We start from the raw sequence: 13192 nt of genomic DNA, 5'->3' as shown, positions 1-13192 counted from the left end.
AGGTCCATGAAAGTTCTGTTTGCAGGCGGCAACGGCTACACGCCGCAGTTCAGCGGTGGCGTTCAGTCGAGCACGCACCATCTGGTCGAGCAGCTGCGCGAGCACGGTCATGACGCCTCGGTCCTGGCGGCACTGTTCGGTGATGGCATGTTCGGCTTCAAGGCGCGCGCCAAGATGAAGCTGCTTCGCCAGCGTGCGGTCATCGACAGCTATCCCGGCTATCCGGTCGTGCGGGCATGGTTTCCCTGGGAGGCGGCGCGCTTCGCGGTCGAACGGCTCGATCCCGATGTCGCCGTCGTGCAGTGCCACAAATCGGTGCCGATCGGAAAGGCGCTGCAGGCGCTCGGCGTGCCGCTGGTGGTCTATCTGCGGAACGTCGAATTCCACGAGCTGGCCGGCGACCTGCGCGAATTGCATTCGGCGCTTTATATCGCCAACTCCGAATTCACCGCGCGCACCTATAAGGAAAGGTTCGGCATCGACTCGACCGTGATTCCGCCGACCATCAATCCCGGGCTCTACAGCACCCCGACGACCGGCGAATTCGTCACGCTGATCAACCCTTACAATGAAAAAGGGTTCGAACTCGCCGTGCGCATCGCCGGCCAATGCCCCGAAATCCCGTTTCTGTTCGTCGAAAGCTGGAAGCTCGACGACGACCACCGGGCGCAGATCGAACGGACCATCGCGCCGCTGCGCAACGTCAGGCTGGAAAGCCGTACCAGCGACATGAAGACGGTCTATGGCCGCACCAAGATCCTGCTGGCGCCCAGCAAATGGGAAGAGGCCTGGGGGCGCGTGGCATCCGAGGCCCATTGCAGCGGCATTCCGGTCGTCGGGTCCCGCCGCGGCGGCCTGCCGGAAGCGATCGGCGCCGGCGGCGTTGTACTTGACTATGACGCACCGCTCGACGACTGGGTCGCCGCGGTCAGGCGGCTATGGAGCGACAAGGCCGAGTACGACAGGCTGTCGGCGGCGGCGCAGCTGTTTTCGGAGCGGCCGCAAATGAATCCAGACATTCAGTTCGCGACCTTCCTCGGTGTTCTCGACAACGCCAGGCAAGGCGCGCTGGAGCATGCCGCCTGATGCATTTCGTCCAAAACCATACACGTTGCCCAAAAGCCGGCTCTCGCGCCTGACCGGGGTGGGAGCTGCTTTGGGACAACGGCACGCACAACACCAGACGCTTGGGGCGCCTCGCACGGCGGCGACGGGCTTCAGCCCTCATCCGCGCGAGCAGATCGCCGACCGGCCTCGAAAGATCGTCCATTCGATGAAGATTTGCTTCGTAGTTGATAAGTTCCCCTCTTTGTCGGAGACCTTCGTCCTCGACCAGATAGAAGGGTGCCTCGAGCGCGGCATGCAAGTCGGCGTCGTCTGCAACGAGACGTCGTTCGGCAAGGACAGCAACATCGACGATCGCCGCTGGCAGGCGCTGCCTGGCAAGGTCGTCTGCTGGTGGGGCGGACTGGGGCGCTTTCGCCCGACGCTCAGGAGATGGTCGGGCAGGTTCTGGGATAAGCTCTCGACCGTTATCGACATCGCCTTTGCGCGCAAATTGCAGAACGCCGATGTGATCGTCGCGCATTTCGGCAATAACGGCATGCGCGTTGCCCGCGCCATGAAACGAGGCCGGATTTCCGCTCCTTTGGTAACCATATTCCACGGCCGCGATGTCGGCGAACCGCTGCATGACGACACGCTCGCGCGCTACAAGGTTGTTTTCGAAAAGGGCGTTCTCCAGCTGCCGGTGAACGCGTTTTTCCGCGACGCCCTGATCGGCGTCGGCGCGCCTGCCGCGCAAGTCATGGTTCACCATATGGGCGTGCGGCCGGGCGAGATCAGCTATCATTGGCGTTCCTGGGACCGGGACACGCTGTCCTTCATCTCGGTCTGCCGGCTGACCGAAAAGAAGGGCATCGAATTCGCCCTGCGCGCCCTCGCCGGCCTTCCGCGGCGCGACTGGGTCTATACGGTGATTGGCGGCGGCGAATTGCTGGAAGAGTTGAAGAAGCTCGCCGCAAATCTCGGCGTTGCCGACAGGGTGACTTTCCTCGGGCCGCGCCCGCACGCCGAGGTCAAGCAGCGCCTGCGCGACGCCCACGTATTCCTGCTGCCCAGCGTTGCTGCACAGGACGGCGATCTCGAGGGTATTCCGGTGGCGCTGATGGAAGCTATGGCCGCCGGGCTGATTGTTGTCAGCACCTATCACTCGGGCATCCCCGAGTTGATCGAGGATCAGGAGACAGGCTTCCTCGCACCGGAGCGAGACGTTGCGGCGTTGGCCCGCAAGCTTGTCTGGGTGGCCGAGAACCCGGACAAATGCGAGCGCATCGCACGTGCGGCGCGCCGCAAGATCGAGCAGGATTTCAACGCGGACCTGCTCAACGAACGTTTTGCGCAGATCGTTGCTCAACTGGCCGAAGCCAGGCGCCCGGCATGAACGCCAACCCGCCCCCCCAGTTCGGTCGCGTCGCTCTGCGCGGCGGCGTGGTGACGATCGGCGCGCAAGGCTTCAAGATGGCGATCCAGTTTCTCTCGGTCATCGTGCTTGCGCGTCTGCTGGTCCCCGAGGATTTTGGTCTCGTGGCTTCCGTCGGGCCGATCGTGGCCTTTGTCGGATTGCTTCAAAACCTAGGCCTGCAGCAGGCTGTGGTCCAGCGCAAGGACATCAGCACCGAACAGCTCAACCAGGTATTCTGGATCAGTGCGCTGGTTGGGCTGGGCAGTGCCGTGGTGGTGGCATGCCTGGCGCCCGCCATCGCCGCCTTCTACGGCGATCAACGCATGGTCGGGATCACCATCGGCTCTGCCTTGCCGCTGCTTCTTGGCAGCCTCGCCGCGGTGCCGCTGGCGCTGATGAACCGTCATTTGCGCTTTGGCCAGCTCGCGCTGAACGATGTGATAACCGCCGCTGCCGGACTTGCGACTACCGCAATCGCCGCCTATGCGGGACTGGGCTACTGGTCGCTGGTCATCGGCCCGGCGGTTTCGGCTGTTGTCGCGCTGGCCGCGGCATGGCAGGTGGCGCGCTGGACGCCGTCGCGGCCGGACCTGAAGGTCGATACCGACATATTGTCCTTCGGCGCCAATCTGACCGGCTTCAATCTGGCCAACTTCTTCTCGCGCAATCTCGACAACATCCTGATCGGAAAATATTCGGGCGCGATCGAACTCGGCTACTATGACCGCGCCTATAAGCTCCTGCTGTTTCCGCTGCAGAACATCAACCAGCCGCTGACACGCGTGATGGTGCCGCTGCTGAGCCGCATCCATGAGGACAAGGCGCGGTTTCGCGACATCTATGTGCGGACCAATTGGATGCTGGCGGCCATCACCATGCCCGGCATCGCGGCGCTGACGCTGACGTCGGACCAGGTCGTCGGGCTTCTCTTCGGCGAGCGCTGGACAGCGGTGGCGCCGATCTTCGCCTGGCTGGGCATCGCCAGCCTGATCCAGTCCGTCTCAAGCACCACCGGATGGATCTTCATCTGCCAGGGCAAGACCAAGACCATGTTCCACTGGGGCATCTACTCGTCGCTGACGACGGTCGCCGCCTTCATCATCGGCCTGCACTGGGGCGCCGTCGGTGTCGCCGCGGCCTACGCGATCAGCGGCTATATGCTGCGCGTCCCGGTGCTTGCCGTTCTTGTCCACCGGGTCGGCCCGGTGACCGCAGCCGACTTCCTGATCATGCAGGGGCTTTTCATCATGTCGTCGCTGCTTGCCTGGTCCGTCTACCGGGAGTTGCCCGTATCGCTGACCGGCCAGTCAGACCTGCTCGCGGTGGTCCTGGCGGTTGCCCTCAATTATTCGATCGGCCTGATCCTCATGCTTGCCCTTCGCCAGTCGCGCAGTGCGTTGTTCACCACGCTTTCCAGCGCCATGCGCAACGCCCGCTAGGCAGGCAATAACCGGCCTCAAAAGCTCACCTGCCGACATCGCCGACGCATGCTCCTCAAGCACTGCCTGAAGGCTCGTCCTGCGATAGAGGTCGAGATTGGCGGTAAGTCTGCCGAGCTTCTCGCTCGCTTCCTCGGGCGTTACCGTGTCGATGTCGAGCAGCAGGTCGGCGACGCCGATCCGCTTGGCGAGTTCCTTGGTCTTGAATTCATAGGCGATCGGCAGCACCGGCGTGCCGACGCAGAGCGACATGATCATCATGTGCATGCGCGTCGCGACGACGAAGTCGAAGCCTTTCACCAGGGCCATCAGTTGCTCCGGCGTGTGGAACGAAGCGTCCACGCTCACATGCTTGGCGATCTCCGGATCGAGTTCGGCAACGATCGCCCGCGCCGTCTTGGAATCGTCATGGGCGTATTCCGGCACGCCCTGGCAGGTAGAGACGAAGGTCACCTGCTTGGCGTGGTCCCTGACCAGGATGGTCGCAATCTCGCGGATCGAGTCGATGTAGCGGCGCATGCCGCCCTCGCCGTCGCTGACATAGTTCCAGTGACGGACGGAAATGGCGACGCGGCCGGTGACAGTCGCCGACTGGCCGGAGGCCAGAAAACTTCCGATCCTGTCGGTATCGGCCAGCGCAAAGACGGCGTCGGCCACGACGTGGCATTTGCCGGGGTCTTTCACCATGTCCACAATGTGGCCTCTCGAACGTTCATCGCGCAGCAGGATGAGCGGGCTCCGGTCGAAGATCGGGCTCAACTCCTGGCGATTGTAACTTTTGTTGAACGGGCCGAGCGATTGCGTGAAGAAGACCGGGTCCTTGCCCAGAATCGCGTCGATCCGGAATTGATTGAGGCGCCGTTCCAGATTGTAGGTCTCGACGAGATAGGTTCCGCCTGTCGTGACCACGAGGTCGGCGTCTTTGTAGATCTCGAGACCACGGCGATTGCTTGAGCTGAACAAACGCCCGAGAACGCCGCGGATGCCGAACCGCCGCAGGGCATTGAGTACGAGCCGATTGTAGATCGGCTTGAACAGGTTCTTCAGCCCACTGCCGTATTTGTAGCGGAACAGCGATTCCGACAGCAGCTTGTGGAATTCGAGATCTGGATACTCCTTCTTCGTGTAGAGCCTCGCCGCCACCTCCGGCTGGCTGTCGAAGACGTAGAACTGGATATCGTCCTGCACGATCGTCTTGAAAACATGGCGAATCGCCAGGAGAATCGCTGCGTCTCCGGTATTCAGGCAGACGGTGTTTTCAACCGCGATCTTCATTGAATGACCTCATTTCGTGAGTAGTCCCGCGGTTCGGTCGACGGATGCCGAGGTGCGGGTTGGCCGAAAATGCTGCACGCCAAGGATGGTCCTCGCGTCGTGATTATTGGCGCGCAGCCCAATGGCAGGGCCAACGCGCGGTCCATGCGGCCCAAGCAGAGCGAGATTAACCCATCGATTTTGCAGTGCAACAAAAAATGTGGATCTTTGCTACGCTGCAACCAAAAATGTTGCGATGCAGCAAGAGCTGTACTAGCATTGTCGCGGGCGGGCCAACAGCGGTCGAGTTTTCATGCTGCATGTCTTGTACTTGGTACACGACGTCTCCGACCCGGCAGTGCGCCGGCGGATCATAATGCTCAAGGCAGGCGGCGCCCAGGTTACGCTGGCGGGCTTTCGTCGAACGGCAAGCGCGGTTGCTGATGTCGAGGGCTTGCAGCCGATCGATCTCGGCCCGACGCGTGATGGCCGATTCGCCCAGCGTCTGGCGGCGATCATGAAGGCGGTGGTCTCGACCGGCTCCAAGCTGGGTTCAATGCAACGGCCCGACCTCATTATCGCGCGCAATTTGGAAATGCTGGCGCTTGCCCGGCGGGCCAGGTCGGCTTTCCAGGCAACGGTGCCGATTGTCTACGAGTGCCTCGACATCCATCGTCTGCTGCTTCGCGACGATCCGCTGGGCTGGGCGATGCGCGGCGCAGAACGCTTCCTGGCCAGGGATGTGAAGCTTCTGGTGACCAGCTCTCCGGCCTTCATCGCCAATTATTTCAAGCCGTTCGGACAGATTGCCGCGCCGGTCGAACTGCTCGAAAACAAGTATTTCGAGCCAGCCGCGGCTTCCCTGGATGACCGCATGACGGAGGAGAATCCCGTTGCGCCGCCTTGGCGAATCGGCTGGTTCGGGGCGCTCCGCTGCCGCCGCTCCCTGGAGCTTCTGGCCGAATTTTCGCGCCGCCTCGACGGCCGCTTCGAAATCGTCCTCAGAGGCCGCCCGGCGTTGTCCGAATTTCCCGATTTCCACGGTTTTGTTGAATCGGAACCCTGGCTCTCGTTTGGCGGACCCTATCGCAATCCGGAGGATATGGCGGCGATCTACCGCGAGGTTCACTTTTCCTGGGCCATCGACTTTTTTGAGCAGGGCCTGAATTCCGAATGGCTGCTGCCCAACCGTCTCTATGAGGGCTGCCGCTTCGGAGCCGTGCCGATCTCGATGGGCAACACCGAGACCGGCCGGTTCCTCGATCGGCAAGGCATCGGCGTTCTTTTGCCAGAAGCCACGCCCGAGGCGCTCGAAGCTGCCCTCGGCACCATGGAGCAGCATCGGTTCGAGACATTGAGGGCACGTGTTCTCGCCCGCAATCCGCGCACCTGGAGCTACGACCGCGCCGATTGCCGGGCGCTCGTCGAAAAACTCCGCGGCCTTGCCGCGGCGCCCGGTCCATATGCTGCCGAAGCATTGGCATAGAAGGACGGCCGATGACGCAAACCGAAACGCTCCCATCCTGCATGATCGTGGTTCCGTGCCTGAACGAAGCGCCCCATATCGGCGCGTTGCTTCGAGAGCTCCGCCCTGCGGCCAAGAGGCTGGGCGCGGTGATCATCGTTGCCGATGGCGGCAGTACGGACGGCACCAGGACGATCGTCGCGGATATCGCCGCAAAAGATCAGCGGGTGGTCCTGCTCCACAATGAAAAGCGCTTGCAGAGCGCGGCGATCAATCTCGCCGTTGCCAGGTTCGGGGAGGGCGTCGACTATCTCATTCGCATCGACGCGCATGGCGGCTATCCCTCCGACTATTGCGACCGGCTGGTCGAAGAAGCGCAGGCCACCGGGGCGGATTCGGTCGTCGTCTCGATGCTGACCAGTGGCAGCGGCATGGTGCAGAAGGCGGCGGCCGCGGCCCAGAATTCCAGGCTCGGCACGGGCGGCTCCAAGCATCGGCACCTTTCGGCGGGGGAATGGGTCGATCATGGCCACCATGCGCTGATCCGGATATCGGCCTTCACCGCGGTCGGCGGCTATGACGAGACGTTCAGCCACAATGAGGATGCCGAACTCGACTATCGGCTCCGTCAGGCCGGTTACCGGATCTGGATGACCGGTAAGACACAAATGGTCTACTACCCGCGCTCCTCGCTGAAGGGCCTCTATTTTCAGTATCTCGGCTATGGCCGCGGCCGGGCGAAGAACGTTCTCAAGCACCGCATGATCCCGAAGATCCGGCAGATGGTGCCGCTTCTGGTGTTTCCCGTGGTTCTTCTCGCCGCCTTTTCCTTCGTCCACTGGCTGGCGGCCGTGCCGCTTTTGCTATGGGTCTCGGTCTGCCTTGGCTACGGCTTCTGGACCGCGGTCAGTCAGCGCAAACCCGACATTGCGCTTGCCGGGGTCTCGGCAATGGTCATGCATTTCGGCTGGTCGGTCGGCTTCTGGCTGCAGCTGCTAGCACCGCGACCGCAGCGCGGGGTAGCGTGATGGACCCGGTCAAGAAAAATCGAAGCATCGATATTTGCGTCTGCACATTTCGCCGGCCGGAGCTTGTCGACACGCTCCGCTCCGTAGCAGCCATGGATATGCCCGCGGGATTCGATGTCGGTGTCATCATCGCGGACAACGACGATACGCCGACGGCCGAAACGCTGGTCGCCAAGCTAGCGGGGGAGTTGAAGCTGCCGGTGACCTACCGGCACGCCCCGGCCCGCAACATTTCGATCGCGCGCAACGCTTGCCTCGATGCCAGTGCGGCGGATTTCGTCGCCTTTATCGACGACGACGAGACGGCCACCGCTGGCTGGCTTGCCGAACTGGTGGCGGCGGTGGAAGCAACTGGTGCTGCGGCCGTGCTCGGGCCGGTGCAAGCCCGTTACCTGCCGGATGCGCCCGACTGGATGCGCAAAGGCGATTTCCACTCGACCTCGCCGGTCTGGGTGCGCGGCGAGATCCGCACCGGCTACACCTGCAACGTCCTGCTCAGAATTGGCGCTGAGAGCCTGCGCGGCCGGCGCTTCAGCCTGGCACGTGGCCAGACCGGCGGCGAAGATACGGAATTCTTCGACCAGATGGTCAAGGCCGGCGGCAGTATCGCCTTTTCGCCAGAGGCTTGGGTCGATGAAGTGGTGCCGCCTGCCAGGGCGGCATTCGACTGGCTCGGCCGCCGCCGGTTCCGCGTCGGGCAGACGCATGGTCATCTCCTGGGGCGCAACGCGCGCGGCCTTGCCCGGCTCAAGCAGGTCGGCATTGCCGCGGCAAAGGCCGGCTATAGTTTCCTGTCGGCAATTCCGGTCGCCATCGACCCCGTCCGACGGAACCGCAGCGTCCTTCGCGGCATTATGCATGTCGGCGTCGTCAGCGGCCTCGTCGGGGTTCGTGAAATCCGCCAATACGGCCTGTCCTCGCCGCAGCAAGGGGGCAAGCGTGCAGCCTGACGTGAGCTTCGTGATTGCCGCCTACAATGCCGAGGCGACCATCGATCGGGCGATTGCCAGCGCCGTCGCCCAGCGCAATGTCAGCCTCGAGGTCATCGTCGTCGACGACAAGTCGCGCGACCGGACGCTCGACCTGGCGAGATCCTACCCCGAAGACATCGTACGCGTTGTCGCGCTTGAGCAAAACCGTGGGCCTGGCGGCGCCAGGAATGCCGGCCTTGAGCTTGCCCGCGGCAGGTGGGTAGCGGTTCTCGATTCCGACGACGCGGTCTATCCCGGGCGAATCTGCACCATGATCGAACGCGCGGAAAAAGCCGGCGCCGAGATCGCGGTCGATAATCTGCAGGTCGTTCGGGAGGACGGCGTTGCGGAAGAGACGATGTTCCCGGCCGACTATCTGGAAGGGCTCAGTGAAATCTCGCTGGCGGATTACATCGGCGGCAATGTCCTCTTCGAATCGAGGTTCAATCTCGGCTATCTCAAGCCGATCTTCCAGCGCCGGTTCCTGAACGAGAACGGGCTTCGTTACGATGAAAGCCTGATCATTGGCGAAGACTACATCCTCCTGGCCAGTGCTCTGGCCAAAGGCGGCAAATGCGTGGTCGAGCCGACGACGGGCTATATTTACCACATTCGCACCGGTTCCATCTCCCGGGTGCTCGAACTTCATCACGTCGAGGCGATGCGCCGGGCCGATGCCACCTTCGCCGCGACCCATTCCATGGATGCTGCGGCCGCGGCGGCGTTCGCCAGGCGCGCTCGCAGCCTGCGGCGGGCGGCATCATTCCTGTCGCTGGTTCAGCACATCAAGGCGCGGTCCCCGCTCAAGGCGATATGGACGGCGCTCAGCGATCCGGCGGCGGTTCGGCATATGAGCATGCCGATCGCCGTCCGGCTGCGAAGGGTAGCGGCACAGTTTGCCGTGGTGGCGGGGAGGTAAAGGGCTGCAGGCGAATGAAGACAAATTTCGCCGCCTGCGACAGGGTTGAAATCGATCTCCTCAGAAGGAACATGCAATGAAAAAAGTCAGGAAGGCAGTCATACCGGTGGCGGGGCTTGGAACGCGGTTCCTGCCGGCGACCAAATCCATGCCGAAGGAAATGCTGCCGGTGGTCGACAAGCCTGTGGTGCAATATGCGGTGGACGAGGCATTCGAGGCCGGCATCGAGCACATCGTCTTCGTCACCGGCCGCAACAAGGCGGTGATCGAGGACTATTTCGATCTGCATCCTGAACTGATCGGAACCCTGGAGCAGAGCGGCAAGAAGGCGCAGCTCGAATCACTCGAGAGCCTGCTTCCCGTCGCCGGCGCGACGAGCTTCATCCGTCAGCAGTCGCCGCAAGGCCTCGGCCACGCCGTCTGGTGCGCGCGAGAGGTCATCGGCGACGAACCTTTCGCGTTGCTGTTGCCGGATATGGTGTCCTTTGGCGGGCGAGGGTGTCTTGCCGAAGTCGCCGATCTTTATGCGCAGACTGGCGCAAACGTTATCGCCATCGAGCGTTGCGATCCGACCGAGACCAACAAATACGGCATTGTCGGGCGCGGCGCGGATGTCGGCACCGGCTTCGAGGTGACGGCCATGGTCGAAAAGCCGGCACCGGCCAACGCGCCGTCGAACTTCTACATCAACGGCCGCTACATCCTGCAGCCCGAGATATTCTCGCTGCTGGGCAGCCAGCAACGCGGCGCCGGCAACGAGATCCAACTGACCGACGCAATGGTGCGTCTCGCACAGACGCAGGCCTTCTTCGCCCAGCCTTTCAACGGCCGCATGTTCGACTGCGGTTCGAAGGAGGGCTTCATCCAGGCCAATGTCGCTTTCGCGCTGGCGCGTGAGGACATGAAGGGTCCGATCTTCGAGATGCTGCAGGAATTCGTCCGGTCGCATCAGCGTCGGGAAGAAGCCGCATAATGTCCATTTTTTCGAGGCATTGTGGGTGCGGCTGATGACGCAGGACAGGCCGTTGCGCCGCGCGTAACGCGCACTGTCCGGCGCAAGGTTTGCACCCTATGTGCCGATCTTCGAGGCGGTAGCGCCTGCAAACTAGAATTGGACCGAAGATGAACTATGCCAATTTTCCTGTCGACAAGAGGACGCCATTGCCGACTTCGAGTGCGGCAAACGCCGAAGACTTCATCGACATCGAGCGTCTGCTTGGCATGGCCGCGCGGCAGGCGAAAGTGGTTGCCGCCTGCGCCATCATCGGTCTCTTTCTCGGCGTGCTCTATTTGCAGACCACGCCTCCTACCTATGTGGCGACGAGCAGCGTGCTGATCGACGAAGGATTGAACAAGGTCGTCGACGATATTTCGGCGGCGTCGGTCAGCATGCAGACCGACTCCGCCGTTCTGAGCCAGATCGAAATTCTACAGTCGGCCAGGCTGGCGGGGGTGGTCGTCGACAAGCTGAAGCTCGATCAGAACGACGCTTTCATGAACCCTCCGACATCGGCCCTGTCTAAGGTCGCAAGCTTTGTACGCGGTATCATCCAGTCTGTCCGCCCCAAGCGCGCCGCGAGCACAACCGATGTCACTCAGCTTGATGCCGCGACGCGTGACGCGATCACCGCATCGTCGTCGTCCCGCGACTACGCAATCTTCAAACTGCAGAACCAACTCGATGCCGAGCGGATCGGCCGAAGCTTTGTCATCAGCATCTCCTTTCAGGCGACGGATCCGGCGCTTGCGACCGCCATCACCAAGGCCTATGCCGACGCCTATCTCGCCGATCAGCTTGATGCCAGCTTCGACGCGACCGAGCGGGCGGCTGTCTGGCTGCAGGGCCGGCTGACCGAGCTTCGTGAGAGCTCCCAGGCGGCCGCACTGGCGGTCGAAAAGTTCAGGGCCGAACATGGATTGGCCGTCAATGACGGCCAGCTGATCAGCGACAAGCAACTGTCCGATCTCAACACTCAGCTGATCGTCGCACAGGCCGATACCGCACGTGCCGGCGCCCGCTATCAGCAGTACAAGTCGATCGTCGAAAGCGGGTCGGACAATGCGTTCAAGGACGCCGCGATATCGAACGACCAGCCGAGCAGCTCCGTCATCACGACGCTGAAGAACCGCTATCTCACAGTCGCCAAGCGGCAGCAGGACGTCGAAGCCAATTTCGGCCCGCAACATCCGCAGGCCGTCGCGCTCGCCAAGGAGAAGGCCGACATATCGGCGCAGATTTTCGGCGAGCTGAAGCAACTGACCGAAAGCTACCGCAACGAATACGAGGTCGCTCTGGCGCGCGAAACCGCGCTCCGCGCAAATGTCGCCCTGGCGGCAGGCAAGAGCTCCATCGACAACCAGTCGCAGGTCAAGCTGCGTGAACTGGACCAGAAGGCGACGGCGCTCTCGACACTCTACCAGACATTCCTGAACCGCTATGAGGAGGCCGCCCAACAGCAATCCTTCCCAGTCGGCAAGATCCGGGTCATCTCGGACGCGACGATGCCACAGTCGGCCGCAACCCCGCGAACGGCCATCGTGCTGGGGCTTTCGCTGGCGCTTGGCATAATGATGGGGGCAGGGGTTGGTGGTCTGAATGAATTCAGGGAACGCTTCTTCAGGACCGGCGAGGATGTGCGCGACCGTGTCGGCCTCAAATTCCTCGGCTATCTCCCGGTCATCGGCAAGAGATCGGAAGAGCACACGTNTTCTTCAGGACCGGCGAGGATGTGCGCGACCGTGTCGGCCTCAAATTCCTCGGCTATCTCCCGGTCATCGGCAAGGCTGGCAAGGATGACCAGCGCAATGGCGGTCAGCCTGACGTCAAAGTCGTTGAATCCAAGACCGTCAAGTCCTCCAAATCCCAGCCCTCCAAAACATTGTCGGCAGCCGAAAAACGTGCGCGCATGCGGGTAACCGTCGATGCACCGGCATCGATGTTCTCCGAGACGCTGCGCAACGCAAAGATCGCCTTCGACGTCGTGATAGAAGGCCAGGGCAGCCGGGTCATCGGCGTGGTCTCGGTGCTTCCGGGCGAAGGCAAGTCGACGGTGGCGGCCAATCTTGCCGGGCTGCTTGCCGCCAACGGATCGAAAACGCTGCTGATCGACGGCGACTTGCGCAATCCCGGCCTCAGCCGCAGCCTCGGCATGGAGGCCGAGCAGGGCTTGATGGAAGCGGTGGTGAGCGGGCAGACCTGGCAGTCGGTCGGCAAGATCGACCGGCAGACCAAACTGGCGATCATCCCGGCCGTCCTGCGTGGCCAGTTTTCGCATACCAGCGAGCTTCTGTCTTCGGCCGGCATGCGGCGCTTCATCGACAACGCGAAGGAAACCTTCGAGTACATCATCGTCGATCTGCCGCCGCTCGGGCCCGTCGTCGACGCCAAGGCCTTCGCTCCGCTTGTCGACGGCTTCGTGCTGGTCACCGAGTGGGGACGCACGCCGCGTGCGATGGTGCAATCGATGCTCAGCTCGGAACCCTACATCGCGAAGAAGATCATTGGCGCGGTCCTGAACAAGGTCGAGCTGAAGAAACTCGCCAAGTATGGCGCGATCGGCGGCTCGGAAAAATTCTTCGACAAATATTCGAGCTATTATCTGGAAAAATCGGAAGCGCGCACAAAGGCGGCTGCCTGAGTGCGGTCCGCGCG

Annotated in this window: 8 protein-coding genes and 2 pseudogenes; 9 read left to right on the top strand and 1 reads right to left on the bottom strand. The window is 62.3% G+C overall.

From position 1 onward, the window contains the following. Positions 1-6 precede the first annotated feature (6 nt). From X760_RS48575 to X760_RS48565, 3 genes are all read left to right on the top strand, one after another. On the top strand, positions 7-1086 hold the full coding sequence (locus X760_RS48575; protein WP_023717986.1) for a glycosyltransferase: 1080 nt from the start codon (positions 7-9) through the stop codon (positions 1084-1086). Between the two features lie 70 nt (positions 1087-1156). Beyond that, positions 1157-2443, top strand: coding sequence for a glycosyltransferase (locus X760_RS48570; protein ID WP_245278534.1), 1287 nt, complete (start codon positions 1157-1159; stop codon positions 2441-2443). After that, entirely contained in the window at positions 2440-3903 is a 1464-nt protein-coding gene (locus X760_RS48565; RefSeq protein ID WP_023717984.1) for a lipopolysaccharide biosynthesis protein, read from the top strand. Before X760_RS48570 ends, X760_RS48565 begins: the two co-directional genes overlap by 4 nt. Before the next feature lie 222 nt (positions 3904-4125). On the opposite strand, the pseudogene X760_RS77840 reads toward X760_RS48565, so the two are convergent. Then, a pseudogene (locus X760_RS77840) lies at positions 4126-5178 on the bottom strand (polysaccharide pyruvyl transferase family protein); the annotation flags it as partial. Between the two features lie 292 nt (positions 5179-5470). On the opposite strand from X760_RS77840, the gene X760_RS48560 reads away from it, so the two are divergent. From X760_RS48560 to X760_RS48535, 6 genes and pseudogenes are all read left to right on the top strand, one after another. Further along, complete coding sequence (locus X760_RS48560) at positions 5471-6643, top strand: glycosyltransferase (RefSeq protein ID WP_023717982.1); 1173 nt, start codon at positions 5471-5473, stop codon at positions 6641-6643. Between the two features lie 11 nt (positions 6644-6654). Further along, entirely contained in the window at positions 6655-7650 is a 996-nt protein-coding gene (locus tag X760_RS48555) for a glycosyltransferase family 2 protein (RefSeq protein ID WP_023717981.1), read from the top strand. Then, positions 7650-8600 (top strand): glycosyltransferase, encoded by a 951-nt coding sequence (locus X760_RS48550; protein WP_023717980.1) that lies wholly within the window; start codon positions 7650-7652, stop codon positions 8598-8600. The genes X760_RS48555 and X760_RS48550 overlap by 1 nt, the downstream gene beginning before the upstream one ends. Further along, positions 8590-9540 carry a glycosyltransferase family 2 protein gene (locus X760_RS48545; RefSeq protein WP_023717979.1) on the top strand — a complete coding sequence of 317 codons (951 nt, stop codon included), beginning with the start codon at positions 8590-8592 and terminating at the stop codon, positions 9538-9540. The genes X760_RS48550 and X760_RS48545 overlap by 11 nt, the downstream gene beginning before the upstream one ends. 76 nt (positions 9541-9616) lie before the next feature. Further along, positions 9617-10513: a UTP--glucose-1-phosphate uridylyltransferase GalU gene (gene galU, locus X760_RS48540; protein ID WP_023717978.1), complete on the top strand. Its 897-nt coding sequence runs from the start codon at positions 9617-9619 to the stop codon at positions 10511-10513. A 149-nt stretch (positions 10514-10662) separates the two neighbouring features. Beyond that, a pseudogene (locus tag X760_RS48535) lies at positions 10663-13178 on the top strand (polysaccharide biosynthesis tyrosine autokinase). Positions 13179-13192: the final 14 nt, after the last annotated feature.

The sequence above is a fragment of the Mesorhizobium sp. LSHC420B00 genome (assembly GCF_000503055.1).
GTDB lineage: Bacteria > Pseudomonadota > Alphaproteobacteria > Rhizobiales > Rhizobiaceae > Mesorhizobium.
This window is presented reverse-complemented; position numbering and strand designations above follow the sequence as displayed.